At 63.3% G+C, this 21,526-nt stretch carries 19 protein-coding genes; 12 read left to right on the top strand and 7 right to left on the bottom strand.

Features of this window, described 5'->3' with window-relative positions:
* Positions 1 to 70 precede the first annotated feature (70 nt).
* The gene (gene ilvA, locus PQQ95_RS17275; protein ID WP_408438584.1) at positions 71 to 1,648 is read left to right on the top strand and encodes a threonine ammonia-lyase, biosynthetic; all 1,578 of its coding nucleotides are present in this window, start codon (positions 71 to 73) and stop codon (positions 1,646 to 1,648) included.
* A 32-nt stretch (positions 1,649 to 1,680) separates the two neighbouring features.
* Here the strand turns inward: ilvA and PQQ95_RS17270 are convergent, their stop codons facing one another.
* Positions 1,681 to 1,992 carry a hypothetical protein gene (locus PQQ95_RS17270; protein WP_408438583.1) on the bottom strand — a complete coding sequence of 104 codons (312 nt, stop codon included), beginning with the start codon at positions 1,990 to 1,992 and terminating at the stop codon, positions 1,681 to 1,683.
* Positions 1,993 to 2,254: 262 nt separating this feature from the next.
* On the opposite strand from PQQ95_RS17270, the gene PQQ95_RS17265 reads away from it, so the two are divergent.
* The 3 genes from PQQ95_RS17265 to PQQ95_RS17255 all read left to right on the top strand — a co-directional run bounded on the left by PQQ95_RS17265 (position 2,255) and on the right by PQQ95_RS17255 (position 4,749).
* The gene (locus PQQ95_RS17265) at positions 2,255 to 2,887 is read left to right on the top strand and encodes a TetR/AcrR family transcriptional regulator (protein ID WP_408438582.1); all 633 of its coding nucleotides are present in this window, start codon (positions 2,255 to 2,257) and stop codon (positions 2,885 to 2,887) included.
* A 175-nt stretch (positions 2,888 to 3,062) separates the two neighbouring features.
* Positions 3,063 to 4,235: a 4-hydroxybenzoate 3-monooxygenase gene (locus PQQ95_RS17260; protein WP_408438581.1), complete on the top strand. Its 1,173-nt coding sequence runs from the start codon at positions 3,063 to 3,065 to the stop codon at positions 4,233 to 4,235.
* A 265-nt stretch (positions 4,236 to 4,500) separates the two neighbouring features.
* Entirely contained in the window at positions 4,501 to 4,749 is a 249-nt protein-coding gene (locus PQQ95_RS17255; RefSeq protein ID WP_408438580.1) for a hypothetical protein, read from the top strand.
* A gap of 128 nt (positions 4,750 to 4,877) precedes the next feature.
* Here the strand turns inward: PQQ95_RS17255 and PQQ95_RS17250 are convergent, their stop codons facing one another.
* Positions 4,878 to 5,129 carry a hypothetical protein gene (locus PQQ95_RS17250; protein WP_408438579.1) on the bottom strand — a complete coding sequence of 84 codons (252 nt, stop codon included), beginning with the start codon at positions 5,127 to 5,129 and terminating at the stop codon, positions 4,878 to 4,880.
* Positions 5,130 to 5,207: 78 nt separating this feature from the next.
* Positions 5,208 to 5,594, bottom strand: a complete 387-nt coding sequence (locus PQQ95_RS17245) for a hypothetical protein (RefSeq protein WP_408438578.1) — start codon at positions 5,592 to 5,594, stop codon at positions 5,208 to 5,210.
* Between the two features lie 841 nt (positions 5,595 to 6,435).
* Here PQQ95_RS17245 and PQQ95_RS17240 point away from each other — a divergent pair.
* The 7 genes from PQQ95_RS17240 to PQQ95_RS17210 all read left to right on the top strand — a co-directional run bounded on the left by PQQ95_RS17240 (position 6,436) and on the right by PQQ95_RS17210 (position 16,495).
* Complete coding sequence (locus PQQ95_RS17240; protein ID WP_408438577.1) at positions 6,436 to 7,335, top strand: Crp/Fnr family transcriptional regulator; 900 nt, start codon at positions 6,436 to 6,438, stop codon at positions 7,333 to 7,335.
* Positions 7,336 to 7,739: 404 nt separating this feature from the next.
* Positions 7,740 to 8,672 (top strand): TauD/TfdA dioxygenase family protein, encoded by a 933-nt coding sequence (locus tag PQQ95_RS17235; protein ID WP_408438576.1) that lies wholly within the window; start codon positions 7,740 to 7,742, stop codon positions 8,670 to 8,672.
* Positions 8,673 to 8,753: 81 nt separating this feature from the next.
* A complete protein-coding gene (locus PQQ95_RS17230; protein WP_408438575.1) occupies positions 8,754 to 9,830 on the top strand; it encodes an ABC transporter substrate-binding protein in 1,077 nt (358 codons plus the stop codon).
* Between the two features lie 42 nt (positions 9,831 to 9,872).
* Positions 9,873 to 12,293 carry a TonB-dependent receptor gene (locus tag PQQ95_RS17225; RefSeq protein WP_408438574.1) on the top strand — a complete coding sequence of 807 codons (2,421 nt, stop codon included), beginning with the start codon at positions 9,873 to 9,875 and terminating at the stop codon, positions 12,291 to 12,293.
* A gap of 178 nt (positions 12,294 to 12,471) precedes the next feature.
* Positions 12,472 to 13,968, top strand: coding sequence for an ABC transporter permease (locus tag PQQ95_RS17220; protein ID WP_408438721.1), 1,497 nt, complete (start codon positions 12,472 to 12,474; stop codon positions 13,966 to 13,968).
* Positions 13,969 to 14,025: 57 nt separating this feature from the next.
* Positions 14,026 to 15,663 carry an arylsulfatase gene (locus PQQ95_RS17215; protein ID WP_408438573.1) on the top strand — a complete coding sequence of 546 codons (1,638 nt, stop codon included), beginning with the start codon at positions 14,026 to 14,028 and terminating at the stop codon, positions 15,661 to 15,663.
* A gap of 10 nt (positions 15,664 to 15,673) precedes the next feature.
* Entirely contained in the window at positions 15,674 to 16,495 is an 822-nt protein-coding gene (locus PQQ95_RS17210) for an ABC transporter ATP-binding protein (protein ID WP_408438572.1), read from the top strand.
* A gap of 47 nt (positions 16,496 to 16,542) precedes the next feature.
* Here PQQ95_RS17210 and kdgR read toward each other — a convergent pair whose 3' ends face one another.
* The 3 genes from kdgR to kduI form a co-directional block, all read right to left on the bottom strand.
* Positions 16,543 to 17,421, bottom strand: coding sequence for a DNA-binding transcriptional regulator KdgR (gene kdgR / locus PQQ95_RS17205; protein WP_408438719.1), 879 nt, complete (start codon positions 17,419 to 17,421; stop codon positions 16,543 to 16,545).
* Between the two features lie 133 nt (positions 17,422 to 17,554).
* Positions 17,555 to 18,310: a 2-dehydro-3-deoxy-D-gluconate 5-dehydrogenase KduD gene (gene kduD / locus PQQ95_RS17200; protein ID WP_408438571.1), complete on the bottom strand. Its 756-nt coding sequence runs from the start codon at positions 18,308 to 18,310 to the stop codon at positions 17,555 to 17,557.
* Positions 18,311 to 18,442: 132 nt separating this feature from the next.
* Positions 18,443 to 19,279: a 5-dehydro-4-deoxy-D-glucuronate isomerase gene (gene kduI / locus PQQ95_RS17195; RefSeq protein WP_408438570.1), complete on the bottom strand. Its 837-nt coding sequence runs from the start codon at positions 19,277 to 19,279 to the stop codon at positions 18,443 to 18,445.
* A 303-nt stretch (positions 19,280 to 19,582) separates the two neighbouring features.
* Between kduI and kdgT the strand changes: the two genes are divergently transcribed.
* Positions 19,583 to 20,602 carry a 2-keto-3-deoxygluconate transporter gene (gene kdgT, locus PQQ95_RS17190; RefSeq protein WP_408438569.1) on the top strand — a complete coding sequence of 340 codons (1,020 nt, stop codon included), beginning with the start codon at positions 19,583 to 19,585 and terminating at the stop codon, positions 20,600 to 20,602.
* Positions 20,603 to 20,703: 101 nt separating this feature from the next.
* Here kdgT and PQQ95_RS17185 read toward each other — a convergent pair whose 3' ends face one another.
* Entirely contained in the window at positions 20,704 to 21,303 is a 600-nt protein-coding gene (locus PQQ95_RS17185) for a GNAT family N-acetyltransferase (RefSeq protein WP_408438568.1), read from the bottom strand.
* Between the last annotated feature and the right edge of the window lie 223 nt (positions 21,304 to 21,526).

Genomic DNA, 21,526 nt, shown 5'->3' with positions numbered 1-21,526 from the left:
TTATGTCCGCTTTCTGCCTGCCTCCTGGTGATCTCTTTGATGACTTGTCCTTGCCGCACAGGAGCTTGCCTTGCTATTACACGAACTCGATCAGGTTGCCGCTGCCGCTGTCGCTGACAGCGTGGCCTTGCGCCACGACTACCTGAAGAAAATCCTGACCGCACGCGTCTACGACGTGGCCCGCGAGACCGAACTCGAACGCGCGCCGAATCTGTCGGCACGGCTGTCCAATCCGGTGTATCTGAAGCGCGAGGACAACCAGCCGGTGTTCTCGTTCAAGGTGCGCGGCGCGTACAACAAGATGGCGCACATTCCGGAGGATGCGCTGGCGCGGGGCGTGATTACCGCGTCGGCGGGCAATCATGCGCAGGGCGTGGCGCTGTCGGCGGCCCGCATGGGCGTGAAGGCGATCATCGTAGTGCCCGTGACGACTCCGCAGGTGAAGGTCGATGCGGTGCGCGCACATGGCGGGGCGACGGTCGAGGTGGTGCAGTTCGGCGAGTCCTATAGCGATGCGTATGCGCACGCCGTGAAACTGCAGGAAGAGCGCGGCCTGACCTTCGTCCATCCGTTCGACGATCCCTACGTGATCGCCGGTCAGGGTACGGTCGCGATGGAGATTCTCAGCCAGCATCAGGGTCCGATCCACGCGATCTTCGTGCCGATCGGCGGCGGTGGCCTGGCGGCAGGCGTGGCTGCGTACGTGAAATCGGTGCGCCCGGAGATCAGGGTGATCGGCGTCCAGACCGACGACTCGTGCGCGATGGCCGCGTCGCTGAAAGCGGGCGAACGGGTCACACTGAACGAAGTCGGGCTGTTCTCGGATGGCACCGCGGTGAAGCTGGTGGGCGAGGAAACCTTCCGCCTCTGCCGCGACTATCTCGACGACGTGCTGCTCGTGAACACCGACGCGCTGTGCGCCGCGATCAAGGACGTGTTCCAGGACACCCGCAGCGTGCTGGAGCCGGCTGGCGCCCTGGCCGTGGCCGGCGCCAAACAGTACGCCGAGCGCGAAGGCATCGAGAACCAGACGCTGGTGGCGATCACGTCCGGCGCGAACATGAACTTCGACCGCATGCGCTTTGTGGCGGAGCGGGCAGAAGTGGGTGAAGCACGTGAAGCGGTATTCGCCGTGACGATTCCCGAAGAGCGCGGCAGTTTCAGGCGCTTCTGCGAACTGGTGGGCACGCGCAGCGTCACCGAGTTCAATTACCGCATTGCGGACGCGAATTCAGCCCATATCTTCGTGGGCGTGCAGATCAGGAATCGCAGCGAATCGGCACAGATCGCGGGTGCATTCGAAGCCCACGGCTTCGCCACCGTCGATCTGACCTTCGACGAGCTCTCGAAGCAGCACATCCGCTACATGGTTGGCGGCCGCTCGCCGCTGGCCCATGACGAACGCCTGTTCCGCTTCGAGTTTCCGGAGCGGCCGGGCGCGCTGATGAAGTTTTTGTCGTCGATGGCGCCGAACTGGAATATCAGCCTGTTCCACTACCGCAACCAGGGCGCGGACTACAGTTCGATTCTGGTCGGCATCCAGGTGCCGGAGAGCGAGAACAGCGCGTTCGAACGCTTTCTCGCGACGCTTGGCTATCCGTACTGGGAAGAGACACAGAACCCGGTGTATCGCTTGTTCCTTGCGTAACGGAGCGAATCGCACCGTGACAGGAGGCGGTATCAGCGCGCGTGCTTACTCTGCCAGACTTTGCCGAAATGCACGGACGTATAGATGCCCAATACCAGCGCGCCGGCAAACACCGCGAGGCAGTTTGCATTCACACCGATCGTGACAGGCTGCCGCGTGAGCAGATAGAAGCCGGCCAGCAGATTGAAATAGCCCCACAGCGTGTTGACCAACGCCGACGAATCGCCGACACCATGCGGTTTCGCGAAGGGTGTGGGAAACGGCTCGCCGCGCAAACCGCTCGCGAGATGCGGGACGCAATTGCACAGAAACGCGCCGGAGAAAAACAGGGCGAGATAGCTCATGGAAGGGTTTGTCTGGTTAGCGAAAAATATGCTGGGACGGCATGGGCCATGCCGCAGTTATGCGAGGATATCCTCGCAAAAGATAGTAGAGGATACCCTCGCATATGTCAAACGCGGCCCGACCTGACTGCGGACGATAAAACATCGACGTACGCGCCGGCGTCTTGGCCGTCGGCCGCCGCGGGGTTAACATGCACGCGTGGAATCCACGTCACGATGCGAAGCTAAGCTCGCGGGAAAACAGCAGTTAAAACTCTTCAATATGGCAACGACACTTTCTGGCGGCGCGCAGGAGCCGAAACGACAACGGGGACATCTGCGGGTCGCGGCGATCATGGAAGCGGGCGTAGCGGTGTTTACCGAGAAGGGCTACGACGCGGCCACCATGACCGAGATCGCTGCGCGCTCGAACACCGCGATTGGCTCGCTGTACCGGTTCTTCCCGTCCAAGGAGTCCTTGGCGGATGCATTGCTTTCGCGCTACGTGCAGCACACGACAAGCCGTTTTGCCACGCTCGCCGATCAGGCGCGGGCCATGACTCCAGGCCAGCTCGCCGATGCTTTCGTCGATTTCATGCTGTCGCTGCAATCGCAGCGCAGCCTGGCGGTCGCGCTGGTGGACGCGCGCGCCGGCAGTGACGAGCGGCGCGCCCGCTTTCGCGAAACGACGCGCGGCGGTGTCGCCACGATTTTGCGCAACGTGATTCCGCATCTGACGAAGGCGGAATCCGAGACGATGGCGGTGGTGCTGTTGCATGTGCTCAAAGCAGTCGCCGGAGCGAATGACGAGAAGCCCGCGGTGCGCAGGAAATTGCTTGCCGAGATACGTAAATTAGCCAGGGTTTACCTCGAGGCCGCGCAAAGCGAGGCCGACGGCCGACTCTCGGCCGGGTAACCGCAAGGCCCGTCTGGGCAACGGGATGGCGCATTTGCGCGTCTTTCCGCCTGCTCGAATGGGCGCATCGTTATCTTAAAATTAGATACAGCCTATCCGCTATATCGCGTTGCGCGATACGGCGCATGATCGTCAAACTGCGTGCATATCAACCGCCGCGTTCAGGAGACAACTCATGCGCACACAAGTTGGCATCATCGGTGCCGGGCCCGCAGGCCTGCTTCTTTCCCATCTTCTTCACTTGCGCGGCATCGATTCGGTCGTACTCGAATCGCGCACTCGCGAACAGATCGAATCCACCATTCGGGCCGGCGTTCTCGAACAGGGCACCATGGATCTGCTCACCGAGGCAGGTGTCGGCGCGCGCATGAAGGCGGAAGGGGCGCTGCATCACGGTTTTGAACTGGCTTTCGAAGGCAAGCGGCGCCGTATCGACCTGACCGGACTTACCGGCCATTCGATCACGGTCTACGCACAGCACGAAGTCATCAAGGATCTGGTCGCCGCGCGCGTGGCCGCCGGCGGGGCCATCCGTTTTGGCGTGACGGACACGTCACTGCATGACATCGATACCGATCATCCGTCGATCCGCTATCGCCATGAAGGCGAAGCGTGCGAATTGCAATGCGACTTCGTGATCGGTTGCGACGGCTCGCAAGGGGTGTCGCGTGCATCGATCCCGCAGGCCTTGCGCAAAGATTTCGAGCGCGTGTATCCGTTCGGCTGGTTCGGCATTCTGTGCGAAGGGCCGCCGTCGTCGGATGAATTAATTTACGCGCGTCACGAACGCGGTTTTGCGCTGGTCAGCACGCGCTCAGCGAACGTGCAACGCATGTATTTTCAATGTGATCCGAAGGATTCGGTCGAGCACTGGTCCGACGACCGGATCTGGGCTGAACTGCACGCACGCGTCGATTCGCACGACGGCCAGCACGTCGTGGAGGGCAAGATCTTCCGCAAGAACATTGTCGGCATGCGCAGTTTCGTGTCGGCCACGATGCAGCATGGCCGGCTCTTTCTCGCCGGCGACGCCGCGCATATCGTGCCGCCCACCGGCGCGAAGGGCATGAACCTCGCGGTTGCCGACGTGCGGGTGCTGACCCAGGCGTTGAACGCGTTCTACGTGGAAAATCGCACCGATCTGCTCGACAGTTACAGCGCAACCGCGCTCAAACGCATCTGGCGCGCGGAGCATTTCTCGTACTGGATGACGAGCATGATGCACCGCATTGAAGGCGCATCGCCGTTTGAGCAACAACTGCAGGTGGCCGAACTCGAATACGTGACCACGTCGCGTGCGGCGGCTACCGCGATGGCGGAGAACTACGTGGGTATCGCTGCGGTATAAGAGGGGCGGAGAGTCGGCGCGCGCTGCTTTGTATCGCAAGTGTTTATAGAATGCGCTGGAAATTTCGCTCAGACGAACCCAGCCGGGCCCCGCGCATGCCGCCAAACCCTTGATGGGCCTGCCTTCGCCATTGTCATTTCAAAAGCAACAGTGAATTCAGGATTGGAGGATTTATCCGCGCCTGTTCGACCCCTAGACTGTCCCCATCGACTGCACGACATGTCATATCTGCAGCGCGTATCAGACATTCTCTGGAGGTGGTTTCATGAAATCGCTCATCAAAGCTGTTGCTATTGCAGTTGTTCTTGGCGCCCCGATCGCTTCGTTTGCGCAATCGAATCAACCGGCCTTGCAAAACACCCAGGGCACGCAAGCGCAGGTGTCTACCCAGCAGGGCACCGCTCAGGCTGATACCAGTGGCTATGGTTCGGGTAGTCATGGGACGTGGCAAGCGGGTCGCGGAAGTGACACGTCGGTCAGCTCGTATTCGCCGCCGATCTACAACGCGCGTTAAGAGCCAACGAACTGCGCGGATCAATGCGGCGCTTTCCGGGCCGTTCAATCTCTGTCTGCGAGTGGAATGTAAAAGGCCAGTCATCGGAACGTGTCCGATGACTGGCTTTTTTCGTGTCCGTCACGCGTTTATGGTGTCGTGCGCAACAAGGTCATTTCGTTGCGCAGCAAGGCCTGAAGATCCTCGTCAGAGGGGCGCGTGCCCCAGTGCCGCGCTCCGGCGACCGATGCAATCGCGATCCACGAATGAGGTGGAAACCATTCGCGGAGCACGACGCCGTCCTGACGCAAACATAATTGGCCGGTCTGCTCGCTGTATTCGGCGGAGACGACCGTACCGTCGATTTGTGCGCTTACACGCCGTGGATCGCTGCGTAGCAAATCGTCGCTCCTGCAAAAGGTGTGGCGCGAATGCCTGCGCGGGCCGGCTGCGTCAGCGACGCGGCTCCGGCCCCTGCATTAGTGATCGCCCCGGCTGTGATCATCGCCATGGCCGTGCCAATCGCCGTGATCGCCGTCGTGGCCATGCGGGCCGTCGCGATAGCCGCGCGCTTCATGCCAATCGCGCCCGTGATGGTGTTCTTCCCACTCGCGTCGTTCCCAGTAGCGGTGACCGTCGTAATAGCGATCGCCGTACCAGCCTGGACTCACCACCACCACCGGCGGAGCGGGTGCGTAGACAGGCGGAGGTGGAGGCGGCGCATAGACGGGTGCGGGTGCATACGCCACGCCCGGAATGCCGATATTGACGCCGACATCGACGTGCGCCAGCGCAACAGAAGATGCACCGATCCCCACGCCTGCAACGATCGCCATGGACAGCCAGCGGCTTCGTGAATGATTCATGTTTTATTCTCGGTTTTACGATTGAGCGTGGAGCGCGCCGCGCGGGCAGCGCTTAGTAATGGTCGTGATCGTGGTAATGATCGTGATAGCCGCCCTCCGGCACGACGATGCAACCGCCCAATGCACTCCCGAGAGTGACCGCCAACAGCACCAGCGCGAAAATTCGTTTCATGACGTTGCCTTCCTTTTTACGTGTGATCGAACTCTACTGAGCGGCTGGATTACCGGTGTGTTCGTGTGTAACAGGACGTGTCGAGTCTTTTGCACGTCAGGCATGCAGACGACACGGTATGAGGATGCGTTGCCACGCTGCGATTAACCGTTTCGCTGGCGATAAATCCGGGGGCAACCCGTTGAGCACGCTATGAAAAATGTCGGGCTTTCGTGCATTCGCCGTGCTCGGTCACATTGAAGCGCATGCGTGTGGACCGTTCGATCATGCGATACGTGCCAGACCACTACATGTATGCCTGACGGATACATTCAGTTGCAGACTCGGCATGCGAGGCGACGTGATGGCTCGCCAATCGCACTTTCTACACGGCACGCGAGTGCGTTGCCCATGTATTGCCGCCTCATGCCATCCGAAGCGAACGTCAGACGCCCACCACCCACGTATCAGCCGCATTCCGTCGTGGCCGACGGATTCATCGATATGCTTCCCTGGTGCCTGGATCATGGCGATTCCGACGTCATTGCATCGGCGCGCGATCGTCACACCCGAGGGTGTGATAAGCACATAAAAAACAAGTCTTTTACGTGCGCCGCTAACACTGGTTAGATCGGAGGATCGACTGCCTGTCAGTCATTCAAGTCCAACCGCATTTCTTGCCGGTCAGCCATGAGCACAATTACCGACGCATTCGACCCGGATCTCGCGGGGCGGCCATCCGCGGGACGGCCATCCGTGGGGCCGCCATCGGCGGGGCTGCCGTCCAACGTGCGCTTCGCAGGGCGGCCCCCGGCGGCGCTTTCCGTGCGCAGCTCTTCTGCGTGGCCCGCACCGTTGCTCTCGTCGCGGTGTGATGGCCGTTCGCTCGACGCGGGCGTTCGTGACGCGATCCACGCAGCGTTTACCGCCAACCCTTGCCTGAAAAGCTGGCCCGCGCACGCAATCGACGCGTTATGCGACGCCGGTCAATTGCGCACCTGGACCAACGGCGAGTTGATCTTCGCGCGCGATGAAGCGTGCGACGACATCCAGGTCGTCCTTTCCGGCGCGATCGAAATGAGCTGGACCAACTCGGCCGGCGTGCGCGCGGTAGCGGTGTACATGTGGCCGAACGAGGTCATCAACTTCATTCCGGTGATGGACCGGCGCGGCTCGATGCACGATCAGCGCGCGCACGGCTCGACCACGCTGTTCCACATTCCCGGCAGCGCCTTGTTCGAACTGTTTGCTCGCGAGCCCGCGCTGTTGCGCAACGTGCTCGATCTGATCTGCCTGCGCAGCCGCGCGCTGCATGGCCGGATGGGCAAGACGGCGCTCGCCGGATTTCGCGCGCGCCTCGCGGATCAATTGCTTGGACTCGCCGAATGGCACGGCAAGCAAACGGAGCAGGGTGTGGAGTTGACGATCAAGCTGTCGCAGGAGGACCTCGCCGCGCTCCTCGCTGCGTCCCGGCAAAGCATCAACAAGGAACTGCGCTGGCTCGTGCAGCAGGGCATCGTGGATGTGCGCTATAGCCGGATCACCGTGATCGATATGGCGGCACTGCGGGAAGTGAGCGACGCTGCGTGAGAAAACTCATAACGATATAAAAAGCCCTTCTATCAAGTGTCCAAAGCGCGATAGATTCGCGGCGCCTACTCTGCCGATAATGGCTCATCGATTCAACAGACAGAGCCACTCAAGTGTTGATCCATCCACATACCGCCGAGACCGCCGATCAGGGCGCCCGCCGCGAACCACGCTCTGCGTGGCGCCGGGCGCCATCATGTCGCCGCTCCGGTCACGCGTGTTCAACGCGCTGCTTAATGAAGGCTATGCAGGCATAGCCCCGGCGTATTGATTCAACCGGCCCGCTGACGAGCTGATTCGCACCCGGCCGGTTCGAGTCGACGTCCCCTTCAGACATCCATTTTCGCCCTGCGTGCCTCGTGGCGCGCTGACCTGTCTCGTCCTCAACCCAGGAGTTGCATCGCATGTCGAATCTCAGTCTCGCGACGTCCAACGCATTGGACATTCATCCCGTCACCGGCCGCATCGGCGCCGAAATTCGCGGCGTGCGCCTGTCGGGCCAGCTCGAACCGGCCACCATCGAAGCGATTCGCGCCGCGCTGGTGCGCCACAAGGTGATCTTTTTCCGCGGCCAGACCCATCTGCAGGACGCCGATCAGGAAGCCTTCGCCAAGCTGCTCGGCGAACCGGTCTCGCATCCCACGGTGCCGGTGGTGGACGGTACCGACTATCTGCTCGAACTCGATTCGCATCGCGGCGGCCGCGCGAATTCGTGGCATACGGACGTGACATTCGTCGACGCGTATCCGCAAGCATCGATCCTGCGCGGCGTGACGATTCCGGAAGTGGGCGGTGACACCGTCTGGGCCAATACCGCCACCGCCTACGACGATCTGCCGCCGCCGCTCAAAGCGCTCGCCGAGCAACTGTGGGCCGTGCACAGCAACGAATACGACTACGCGAACTACGCCAACGTCGGCGAACGTGGACGTGACGCCGAAGCGCTCAAACGCTATCGCGAAGTGTTCGTGTCGACACGCTATGAGACCGAACATCCGGTTGTACGCGTGCATCCGGAATCCGGCGAAAAGACGCTGATTCTAGGTCATTTCGTGAAGAGCTTCGTCGGCCTCACGCCGAGTGCCTCGGCGCATTTGCTGGAACTGCTGCAAGCCTACGTGACGCGTCTCGAGAACATCGTGCGCTGGCGCTGGCAGGCGGGCGACGTCGCGATCTGGGACAACCGCGCGACCCAGCACTATGCCGTCAACGATTACGGCGACGCTCATCGCGTGGTGCGTCGCGTGACGCTGAAGGGCGACGTGCCGGTGAGCGTCGACGGCCGCCGCAGCTTTACGCGCAGCGTCGAGCCGAATCCGGCCGTGAAGGCCGCATAAATCTCGCGGGCCGCTCGGGCGGCTTACGTCACACGGCCCGCGCACTTGCCACATTCATCCTCACGAACGCCAGGAGAACCCATGAACCTTTCGATCAAATGGGCCAAGCCGCTGTTGCTTGTCGCGCTGACCTGGCTGCTCGCCAGCTCCGGTTTTGCCGCTGCCCAGACGGTGATCCGCATCGCCGTGCCGGACATCAGCGCCGGGCCGAAGCCGGCCGGCGGTGGCGTGGTCGACGTGATTTACGTCAACAAGCTGCTCGACAAGGAATTCGCAAAAGACGGCGTGGAAGTGCGCTGGACGTTCTTCAAAGGCGCGGGTCCGGCGATCAACGAGGCGCTCGCCAATCATCAGGTCGATCTGGCTTTTCTCGGCGACCTGGCCGGCGTGATCGGCAAGGCGAACGGACTGGATACGCGTCTGATCGCGGCGCTTGGCCGTGACATCAACGGCTTTCTCGCCGTCGTGCCGGGGCAGGGCGTCACCGATCTGAACGCATTGAAGGGCAAACAGGTCGCCGTGTTTCGCGGCACGGCGCTGCAACTGTCGTTCGACAGCGTGCTGCGTGCGCAAGGCCTGAACGAGCGCGATTTCCGCGTGGTCAATCTCGATCCGAACGCGGCGGCCGCGGCGCTTGCCGCACGCCGCATCGACGCGCTATGGGGCTCGTCCGGCGTGTTCGTGCTGCGTGACAAGGGACTCGCCGACGTGCCCGTCAGCACGCAGGGCAAGCAGGGCGTCGGCACGCTGAAGGCGGGGCTGGTGGCGTCGTCGGACTTTCTGAAAGCGCATCCGGAACTGGCGACGCGCGTGGTGCGCACCGTCGTGCAGGCGTCGCAATGGCTGTCCGACAAACACAATCTCGATGCTTATATCGCGCTGGAGCAGAACCAGGCGAACGTACCGGCAACGGTATGGCGCAATGAACTTGCATCGAGCGATCCGGCGGTGACGTTCTCGCCGCTGCTGGACACCTATTTCGTCGACGCCTTCAAACGCGACGTGGATACCGCGAAGCAACAGGGGCTGATTCGCCGTCCGTTCGACGTCGAACAGTGGGTCGACCGCACGTATCTGACTCAGGCGTTACGCGATCTCAATCTGACGAATCATTGGCAGGCGTACCGCGCCTTCGGCCAGGCCGACAAGTCGATTTGATTACCGGCTGCATGCGCTTCGCGCTCCAACAAAAACACCTCGATGAAAAACAATAAAACCCACCGGCATTTGACCTTGATGGCAGCGGCTTTGCTGCCCGTAACGGCCGCCTGGGCACAGGACGCCAGTCAGGCGGCCGGCGCGCCCGAGTATGCCCAGGCCGCGACGCCGGCGGCGGCATCGGCCGCCAAAGCGGGCACGGCTGCGACTGCGGGCGGCACCGCCGCCAGAGTGGGCACCGAAGCCGCCCCGGCTGCATTGAAGGAAGTGGTCGTGACCGCTCGCCGCCGCAAGGAAAACGCGCAGAAAGTGCCGGCGCCGATTTCAACCGTAAGCGGCAGTGACCTCGAAGCGCAGCGTAACTACCGTGTGCAGGATTTGCAGAACACCTTGCCGAGCACGAATGTCGCGTACATTCATGCGCGGCAGTCGAGTATCTCCGTGCGCGGCATCGGCAACAATCCGGCGAACGACGGCCTTGAAGGCAGCGTCGGCGTCTATCTCGACAACGTCTATCTGGGGCGTCCCGGCATGGCCGTGTTCGACGCGCTCGACATCAGCCAGATCGAATTGCTGCGCGGTCCGCAAGGCACGCTGTTCGGCAAGAACAGCACGGCCGGCATCCTGAACATTACGACGAAACGGCCGACATTTACGACCGAAGCGTCGCTCGAACAATCGATCGGTCAGCGTGGCTATGCGCAAACCAAGGCCGTGCTGTCCGGTCCGATCACCGACACGCTGGCAGGCCGCCTGCTGCTATACCGCACGCACGACGACGGTGACGTCAAGAACCTGTTCACCGGTTCGCAACTGAACGGCGGCACGCGCGAAGGCGGGCGCGGCGAGTTGCTGTTCAAGCCGACCGGCGATCTGAACGTGCGCGTGATCGCCGACTACAACACCGAAGATTCGAGCTACGGCACGCAAGTGCTGTACGGTCTCGGCCCCACGATCAACGGCGTGAACCAGTTCCTCGGACGGGCGGCCTCGATCGGCGCCACGCCGGCGACGAATCCTTCGCTCTATCAGGTCAATCTCGATTCACGCCAGCATGTGAGCGTGCATCAGGGCGGATTGTCGGTGGAAGTGAACGATACGCTGCCGGGCGGCTTCGCGCTGACGTCCATCACGGCCGGCCGCTTCTGGCATTTCGACCCGGCCAACGACGATAACCTGAACAAGCCGGCCATCGTCGACACCGGCGTGTCGGTCAACGATCATCAGTTCTCGCAGGAAATCCGGGTGGCGTCGCCCACCGGCGGTCCGATCGATTATGTGGCGGGCGCCTACTATTTCTACCAGCAACTGACCAACAACACCTTCGCGTTCTATGGCCCGAACGCGGATGCGGTGATCCTCGGCCGCGATATCGGCGCGCTCGACAACACGACCTCGACCGCGCCCGCGCACATGACCACCAACAGCTTCGCGCTGTTTGCGCAGGGCACGTGGCATATCGATTCGCGCGCCGATTTGACCGCGGGTGTGCGCGGCACGTATGAAGAGAAGACCGCCGACGTCAGCCGCAATGCACCGGTCGGCGGCGCAAGCCTGGGTTCCGCCGCGCAGGCGGTGCGCAACAGCGTGATCGGCGCGTATGCATCAGGCGATCTGCATCTGTCGAATGTGAGCCCCTCGGCGCTCCTGAACTTCGGCTACAAGCTCGCGCCCGATGTACTCGCCTACGCGACGCTGTCGCACGGCGAAAAGTCGGGTGGCGTGAACATGGCGGTGTCGTCCGCGCCCACGCAAGGGGCGAATTCGCTGATCGTCGGACCGGAGCGCGCCAATAACGCCGAACTCGGCATTAAGAGCGAGTTCCTCGAACACCGCCTGATGCTCAACGCCAATCTGTTCTGGACGCAGATCAGCGGCTATCAGGCAACGAGTCTTGTCGGCACGCCCACCGGCGTGATCTCCGTGCTCTCGAATGCCGCCGACGTGCGCAGCCGCGGCGCTGAAATCGATCTGCGCGCAATGCCGATCCGCAACCTCACGCTGGGCCTCAACGCCTCGTATATCGACGCGACGTACACGTCGTATGAGAACGCGCCGTGCCCGTCGGAAGTGGCGATCCCGAATCCCAAAGCGACCTGCAGCCTGACAGGCCGCCCGGTGGCCGGCGCGCCGCGCTGGATCCTCAACCTGAGCGCGCAGTACCAGTTCCACCTCGCGCGCGACATCGACGAATACTTCGCCGCCGCCTACTCGCTGCGTTCGAATCAGTACGGCACGCTCGACGATTCGAAGTACGGCAAGCTGCCCGGCTACGGCATCGTCAACATCGCGACGGGCTGGCGTTTGTCCACGGGACAGCATCAATGGGATCTGTCGATCTGGGCGCGCAATCTGTTCGACAGGCGCTATTACCTTGCCTCGTTCGCGACTTACAACGGCGCGTACACGGCCTCGGTGGGCGATTCGCGGATGTTCGGCGCGACGCTGCGATACGACTACTGAACAGCCCGGCAGCCATTCTTCACGGACCCCGATCTTGAGACCGACGCTATCCCCTTCGAATCAGCCCTCGACGCGATTGTCCTGGTGGCCGTCAGTGCCGTCGCGCCCGACGGCTGAACACCGTCCGCGCGGATCCGCCGCGGTGAGTTGGCGCGGCCTGTCCGCATGGACGCTGCCGGTGCTGCTGTACACGCTGTGGTGGTTCGCGTCGCACCATCAGTGGATGTCGCCGCAGATTCTGCCGACGCCCGAACTGGTCTGGCAAACCGCAGCCGAACTGCTCGGCGACAACCTCGTGACGAATCTGCTCATCAGCTTGAGACGCCTCGCGTTCGGTCTTGCAGCGGGCGTGCTGGGCGGCACGCTGCTCGGCGCTGCGATGGGCACGAGCCGCACCGTCGATGCTGTGATCGCGCCGAGCTTCTACGCACTCGCGCAGATTCCGACGCTTGCGTGGCTGCCGCTGCTGATGGTGGTGCTCGGTATCGGCGAGTCGCTGAAAGTGGTGTTGATCTTCAAGGCCGTGCTGGTGCCGGTGGCGATTCATACACAACTCGGCGTGCGTACCGTGCCGCCGCGCTTGCGCGAGATGGCGGCGGTGTTGCGCTTGCCGCGCGGGCAGGCCGTGCGTCTGTTGATCGTGCCGGCTGCGCTGCCGCCGTTTCTGACAGGACTGCGCCTTGGACTCGCGCAAGGGTGGCTCACGCTGATTGCGGTCGAACTGCTCGCGTCGTCCGAAGGGATCGGCTACCTGATGGTGTGGGGCCGGCAGATGTTCCAGCTCGACATCGTGTTCGTGTGCATTGCCGTGATCGGTGTGGCCGGTTTCACGATGGATTGCGGGATTCATGCATTGGACCGGCGGGTGGTTCGCTGGCCGCGCGTCGCGTTGGCGGAACACGTTGCGCATGCAAAGCGCGGCTGGCTCGCATACGGCTACGGCGCAGTCCTGCCGCTGGTCGCGTTACTCGCCTGGGGCGTGGCTGCGCATGAGCATTGGGTTGACGCCCGCATTCTGCCGGCGCCGCTGGTTGTGCTGACCAGCACATGGCTCGACATAAAAAGCGGTGCATTGCCGATCCCGCTATTGCATACCTTGCTGCGCGCGATCGAAGGGCTGGCGCTCGGCACGGCGACCGGCATGCTGTCGGGCCTGGCGCTCGGCCTCAGTGCCACGCTGCGGCGTACCGTCGGGCCGACGCTCGCCGCGCTGCGCCAGGTCGCGATCTTCGCGTGGATTCCGCTTCTCACCGCGTGGGCCGGTATCGACGATCTCGCGAAGGTGATCTTCGTCGCGCTCGCCGCGTTTTTTCCGACGGGGGTGGCGACTGCTCACGCTGTCGAAAACCTCTCGCACCAGCTTGCCGAAGTCGCGCAGACGCTGCGGCTCGATTTTGCCCAGCGGCTACGCTGGCTGATTCTGCCCGCGATCGTGCCGGGGGTGTTCGCCGGACTGCGGCTGGCGCTCGTGTATGCGTGGCTCGGTGCGATCGGCGCGGAGTATTTCATGCCGTCGGGCGTGGGCATCGGCAGCTTCATGCTCGATGCGCAGCAACTGTTCCGGATGGACCGGCTGCTGAGCGCGGCGGTGGTGGTCGGTGCGCTCGGCGCGCTGTTCGGCTGGCTCGGCGGACGGCTCGAAGCGGCCGCGACACGCTGGCGCGGGCCACGGTGACAGCAGATTTATTTTTGACGCCATCCGCGATTTGTAAACTTTTCCTTAAGGAACACCATGTCTTCTGATCCGGCAGCACGCACAGCATCGAAGCGCCCCAACTTCCTCGTGATCGTTGCGGACGATCTTGGTTTCTCCGACCTCGGCGCGTTCGGCGGCGAGATCGCGACGCCCAACCTCGACGCGCTGGCGCGCGCTGGCGTGCGCTTCACGGACTTCCACACCGCCTCGGCCTGCTCGCCGACCCGTTCGATGCTGCTCACCGGCACCGATCACCACATCGCCGGAATCGGCACGATGGCGGAGGCGCTGCCGCCGGAACTCGTGGGCAAGCCGGGTTACGAGGGCTATCTGAACGACCGCGTGGTCGCGTTGCCAGAACTGCTGCGCGACGCCGGGTACTTTACGGCGATGGCCGGCAAATGGCATCTCGGGTTGACGCTGGAGCGCGCACCGTCGGCGCGGGGCTTCGAGCGTTCGTTCGCGCTGCTGCCGGGCGCGGCGAATCACTACGGCTTCGAGCCGGTCGCGATCGACGCCGAGCAACCGCGTCTGCATCGCTCGACGCGTTCGCTGTACGTCGAAGACGACCATTTCGTCGAGGAACTGCCGGAAGATTTCTATTCCTCCGACGCGTTTACCGACAAGCTGCTGCACTACCTCGACGAACGTCCCGACGACGGCCGTCCGTTCTTCGCCTATCTGCCGTTTTCCGCGCCGCACTGGCCGTTGCAGGCGCCGGCGGAAACGGTTGAGCACTATCGCGGCCGTTATACGAGCGGCCCCGACGCGCTGCGCGACGAGCGCCTCGCGAAACAGCGCGTGCTTGGCTTGCTCGGCGAAAACGTCGCGGCGCATCCGGTGGTCGCACGCAATGCCGAATGGGATCAACTGAGCGACGACGAGCGCGCCTTCTCGGCACGCACGATGGAAGTCTACGCGGGCATGGTCGAGCGTCTGGACTGGAATGTGGGCCGCGTGGTCGAGTATCTGAAAGCGACAGGCGAACTCGACAACACCTTCGTGCTGTTCCTCTCGGATAACGGCGCGGAGGGCGCCTTGCTCGAAGCGCTGCCGGTGTTCGGCCCGAACCTGCAGCAATTCATCAGCGATCACTACGACAACAGTCTGCCCAACGTGGGGCGGGGCAATTCGTATGTCTGGTACGGACCGCGCTGGGCCCAGGCGGCGACCGCGCCGTCGCGGCTCTATAAGGCGTTCACGACCGAAGGCGGGATTCGTGTGGTTGCGTTCGCGCACTATCCGGCGCTCGCGCGCCAGGGCGGGATCGGCGACGCGTTTTCCACGGTGATGGACGTCGTGCCCACCGTGCTCGAACTCGCGGGCGTGAAGCATCCGGGCAGTACGTACAAGGGCCGCACGGTCGCGCAACCGAAGGGCGCTTCGCTGCTGCCGTATCTGAACCGGACCTCAGACACCGTGCACGACGCGCATCGCGTGACAGGCTGGGAGCTGTTCGGCATGCGTGCGGTACGGCAGGGCGACTGGAAGGCGGTGTTCATCCCGCAGCCGGTCGGGCCGGGGGCATGGCAACTCTACGATCTCGCGCAGGATCCCGGCGAGACCCGCGATCGTGCTGTCGATGAACCCCAAAAACTCGCCGCGTTGCTCGATCACTGGCAGGCGTATGTCGTGGAGAACGGCGTGCAGGAATTCACGCGCGTGTTCGGGTGAGGGATCAGTGATGAATCATCCGCAACCGGCTGTTTCGTTCCGGCACGTCGGCCGGCGTTTCGATGTCAATGGCCGTGCCTACGAAGCGATTCGCGATTTTTCGCTCGATATCGCCGAGGGCGAGTTTGTGGCGATCGTCGGCGCGAGCGGGTGCGGCAAGTCGACCTTGCTGCGGCTGCTGGTCGGTCTGGATGCGGGCTTCGACGGCGAGATTCTGGTCGACGGTGCGCCGGTGCGGGGCATTGGCGCCGAACGGGGGATCGTGTTTCAGGAGCATCGGCTGTTTCCGTGGCTTTCGGTGACACGCAATATCGCGCTCGGTCTTGCCGCGCAGCATGTGCCCGACGAAACGGTGCGTTCACGCGTCACGGAAGCGGTGCGGCTGGTGGGACTGCAAGGGTTCGAGGACGCGCTGCCGCATCAACTGTCGGGCGGCATGGCGCAGCGCGTGGCGATTGCGCGCGGTCTCGTGGCGAGTCCGCGCATCCTCACGCTCGATGAACCGTTCGGCGCGCTCGACGCGCTGACGCGTCACCAGATGCAGGACGAGCTATTGCGGATTCGCGAACGCGAGCGCATCACGACGGTGCTGGTGACGCACGATGTCGATGAAGCCGTGTTTCTCGCCGACCGCGTAGTGGTGATGAAAGCGCGGCCGGGCACGATAGCGAGCGTCGTGGAGATCGCGTTGCCGCGTCCGCGCAGCCGGTCGAGCTACGACTTTCACGTGTATCGCGAGACGATCACGGAGGCGCTGCTAGGCGAGGAAGCGGGGCACGTCAGGTTGCATGCGCCGGTTAGGGAAATCGAGTTGGGGAGTTTCGCGTGGTGAAACCGCCCCGATGGGCTCCGACAGGCTCCGGTGGGTTCGTCAGGCATTCAACCCTGCGCGACGGCCATGTGCTCCGGCGCCGTCGTCTCGCGATAGCCGAGCCGCGTCGAGATCGCGAACCCCGACTGCTTGAGTAGCGTGACGTAGTGCGACTTCGTGTCGGCGCCGCAGCGCATGGTCGGAAACGAAATCGACAGGCCGGCTATCACACGGCCGAAGCGATCGAACACCGGCACCGCGAGACACTGGAGCCCTTCCTCCTGTTCCTCGTTGTCTTCGCCGTAGCCTTGCTCGCGCACGCGCGGCAGGATGCTCAACACGGCCTCGGCCGAGGCGAGCGACTTTTGCGTCGACTTGCGAAATTCCACATGCGAGAGGACTTCGCGCGCTTCGGCCGGGTCCATCCACGCCAGCAGCACCTTGCCGATCGCCGTGCTGTGCAGCGGATTGCGGCGGCCGATTCGCGACTGCATGCGCAGCCCGTAGTCGGCGTCGATCTTATGGATGTAGATGATGGCGTCTTCGTCGAATGCGCCGAGGTGGACCGCCTCGCGCGTGACCTGGCCGATGCGGCGCATCTCGACGTCGGCCTCGCGCACCAGATCGACGCTTTCCAGCGCCTTCGCGCCGAGTTCGAACAGGCGGATCGTCAACCGGTAGCGCTCGGTTTCGATTTCCTGCGTGACGTAGCCGAGCGCTTTCAGCGTCTGGATCACGCGGTGCACGGTGGTCTTCGACATGCCGAGCCGCTGCGACAATTCGCTGATGCCGATCTGTCCGCTGTCGCCGATCGCGCCAAGAATCGCGAAGACCCGGCCGATCGACGTGGCCGATTCGCCTCTCTCGTTGGCGAGGCCGCCCGCGCTGTCCGCGTCCTGCATGTGCGCGACGTCGTCGTCCCTGCGTTGCTTGCCCATTGCTGCCATGTCCGTCATTCCCTGTTGATGCCACACCGATCAGCGTCCGCTCATTGCCGGCTCATTGCCGGACCCTGATCGAACCCAGTGCCGAGAGCATACCGCGCCGCGCGAGCCGCGTGACCTCCCTGTTGCCGTCACGCTAGCGCGCCAGCCAGCCGCCGTCCACTGCGAGCGTATGGCCGTGCACGTAGTCCGACGCGGATGAGGCCAGGAACACGACCGGTCCCGCGAGATCCGCCGGGGTGCCCCAGCGGCCAGCCGGAATACGTCCGACGATTTCATCGTTACGCTGCGCGTCGTCGCGCAGCGCCGCCGTGTTCGCGGTGGCCATGTAGCCCGGCGCGATCGCGTTCACGTTGATGCCGTGCGCGGCCCACTCGTTCGCGAGCAGCCGCGTGAGACCGAGCACGCCGCTTTTCGACGCGGTATACGACGCCACGCGGATGCCGCCCTGAAACGACAGCATCGACGCGACGTTGATGATCTTGCCGCCGCTTTCCTGTTTCACCACCTGCCGCGCCACGGCCTGCGAAAGAAAGAAGACACTCTTCAGGTTGACGTCCATCACGGCGTCCCAGTCGTCTTCGCTGAAATCGAGCGCGTCTTCCCGGCGGATGATGCCCGCGTTGTTCACGAGCACGTCGACGCGGCCGAACGCTTCGACTGCGGCGCGCACGATGTCGTCGACCGGAGCAATCGAGGCGAGGTCGGCGCGCACCTCCGCGAAGCGGCGTCCTGTCGCCTGTACCTGCGCGGGCGTAGCGCCGGCGTCCGCGCGGCTCACGCCGACGATATCGCAGCCGGCCGTGGCGAGCGCGACGGCCATGCCCGCGCCGAGGCCCGTATTGCTGCCGGTGACGATGGCGACCTTACCGGTCAGATCGAAGCTGTTCACTGTGCGTAGGTCCTCTGTCGTTATCGGCGCCGGTGGCGGCCAGGGTGCGCGTGGCGCCGATGGGCGCCGTTGGTGCTTGCCCGTGGTGCTCGCCGTTCCTGTGCCGTGCTCAGTGAAGGCGCCCGCCCGTCTTCAACGCAGGTCGCGCACCGCAATGTGATCCATATCGCTGAACACCTGGTTCTCGCCGACCATCCCCCAGATGAACGTGTACGCGCGCGTGCCGACGCCCGAGTGAATCGACCAGCTCGGCGAGATCACAGCCTGCTCGTTGTGCACGAGGATGTGCCGCGTTTCGTTCGGCTCGCCCATCATGTGGAAGACGGCCGCGTCGTCGGCGATGTTGAAATAGAAATACACCTCCATGCGGCGCTCGTGCGTGTGGCACGGCATCGTGTTCCAGAGGTTGCCCGGTTCGAGCTTGGTCATGCCCATGGAGAGCTGGCAGGTGGCCAGCACCTCGGGGACGATGAACTTGTAGATCGTGCGGCGATTGCTCGTGGCGGGGTCGCCGAGCGTTTCGGGCGACGCTTGGGCGAGCGAGATCGTGCGGGTGGGATGCGACTCGTGCGCGGGCGCGCAGTTCAGGTAGAACTTCGCGGGGCGCGCCGCGTCGTCGCTGCCGAACGCGACGGCCTGTTTGCCTTTGCCGATGTAGATCGCCTCTTCGTTGCGCACCGCATAGCGGGTGCCGTCCACGTCGACCCAGCCGTCGCCGCCGATATTGATCGCGCCGAGTTCGCGGCGCTCGAGCAGATAGCCGACGCCGATCGCTTTGCCAAGCGAAGCCGGCACCTCGACCGCGCGCGTCGCCGGCCACACGCCGCCCACGATGATGCGATCGATGTGGCTGTAGGTGAGCCGCAATGCGTCGCGTTCGAACACGTCTTCGACGAGGAACTGCTGACGCAGTCCCGCGGTATCCAGCGTCTTCGCGTGCTCGCTGTTGATGCTCTGTCTCACTTCCATGGTTCGTGTCTCCGGCCGGCTGGGGCGTGTTGTCGTGCTGTTTTACGGCAGTGTTCGGTTATCGACTGTAGCGCAGAACATTGAATATGGAACATCGGTCCGAAAATATTGCAACGCCACATCAAGCGTGGCAAGGCATTCAAATCGAACGCGGGTAAACGATGAGCAGGAAGTCTATCAAAATCGGAACGTTGTTCCTATCCCGGTGCTATATTGCGCCGAAAGGGAGCCGGCCGGCGTAAGAACGGCACATCACCCCGGGTGATCCACCCGGCAACTGGACGCAAAGTCCATGGAGGAGGCATGAAGCTCAAGAAGGCCATCGACCGCGTTCCTGGCGGCCTGATGCTGGTGCCGTTGCTGCTCGGCGCCTGTGTCCACACGTTTGCGCCGGGCAGTGGGAAATACCTCGGGTCGTTCACCAACGGATTGATCACCGGCACCGTGCCGATTCTGGCGGTGTGGTTCTTCTGCATGGGCGCGACGATCGACCTGCGGGCGACGGGCACGGTGCTGCGCAAGTCGGGCACGCTGCTCGTCACCAAGATGGTGGTGGCCTGGATCGCGACGCTGGTCGCCTCGCACTTCATTCCGATCGACGGCGTCAAGGCGGGCCTGTTCGCCGGCCTCTCGGTGCTCGCGATCACGACGTCGATGGACATGACCAACGGCGGTCTCTATGCGGCCGTGATGCAGCAATATGGCAGCAAGGAAGAGGCGGGCGCGTTCGTCCTGATGTCGATCGAATCGGGGCCGCTCGTCAGCATGATCATTCTTGGCGCGACGGGTGTCGCGTTCTTTGAACCGCGGCTGTTCGTCGGCGCGGTGCTGCCGTTCCTGATCGGCTTCGCGCTGGGTAATCTGGACAGTGAACTGCGCGCGTTCTTTGGCCGCTGCGTGCATCCGCTGATTCCGTTTTTCGGCTTTGCGCTCGGTAACGGTATCGACTTGCACGTGATCGTCACGAGCGGCTTGCCGGGCATCGTGCTGGGCCTCGGGGTGATTGTCGTGACGGGCATTCCGTTGATTCTCGCGGACCGCTGGATCGCGGGCGGCAATGGGGCGGCAGGCCTCGCGGCGTCGTCGACGGCGGGGGCCGCGGTGGCGAACCCGGCGATCATCGGCGAGATGATTCCGCGCTTCAAGCCGCTGGTGCCGGCGGCGACGGCGATGGTCGCGACAGCGTGTCTCGTGACCGCGATTCTGGTGCCGATCCTGACCGCACTCTGGGTACGCCGGCATCAAGCGCGCGACGCGTTGCGCGAGGAGTTCGCGGCAGCGACGACGCCACCGCCGCTTGGCGAGCGGGACGTGCACGTTTGAAGGTATGGAAGCGCTGCGTGTTGCGCTTGACCAGAGCGAGGTGAAAGGCGAGGACGGGCGAAGTGAAGCGCAAGGTGTAGCGCGTTACGCGAGGCGAGGCTTCATCGCCCCAGCTTCTTCTCCAGCATCGCCTTAACCTCCGCCCATTCTTCGTCGATGATGCTAAAGCGCACCGAGTTGCGCTTACGCCCGTCCGGCATGATCCGCTCATGCCGGACAATCCCTTCCTGTTTCGCGCCGATCCGCAGAATCGCCGCTCTTGATTTTTCGTTGAGCTCGTCTGTCGTGAACTGCACGCGCACGCACTGCATTACTTCGAACGCATGACTCAGCAGCAGGTACTTCGCCTCGGTATTCACCGCCGAGCGCTGCACCGATTCACCCAGCCACGTGTGGCCGATTTCCAGCTTCCGGTTCACCCGGTCGATTTTCCAGAACCGTGTGCTGCCGACAATCGTCCCGGTGTCCCGTCTGACGATCACGAAGGACATCACCGTGCCGGCCGCGCGCCCGTCGAGCGCGGTTGCAATGTAGCTGCCGACGGTTTCGGGACCGGGCACGACGGTCAGCTTCATGTTCCACAACTGACCGCCCGCGGCGGCGTCGAGCAGACCCTGAGTGTGTTCTTGCTGAAGCGGCCGGAGTTCGACGACCTGTCCGGTCAACGTGGGTTGCATGAGGCTCGCGGCGGTGTCGTTCATGACGAAGCAGATTCTCGTTGTATGACTGCGCATCATAAAGCGAAGAATGCGCCGAACGAAGCGAATGAGCCGCGAGTGAAGGAAGAACCGAGGGAGGAATCAACGGGCGACTGGAGAGGCGAAGCGCGATACAAATAAAAAAGTCCGCGAACGGGCGCTCGCGGACCTGGCACAGCGATCAATCAGACGGGCGAAGTCAGAAACCTCGCCCTGAACTGAAAGC

Source organism: Paraburkholderia caffeinilytica, assembly GCF_046030355.1.
GTDB classification, from domain to species: domain Bacteria; phylum Pseudomonadota; class Gammaproteobacteria; order Burkholderiales; family Burkholderiaceae; genus Paraburkholderia; species Paraburkholderia caffeinilytica_B.
This window is presented reverse-complemented; position numbering and strand designations above follow the sequence as displayed.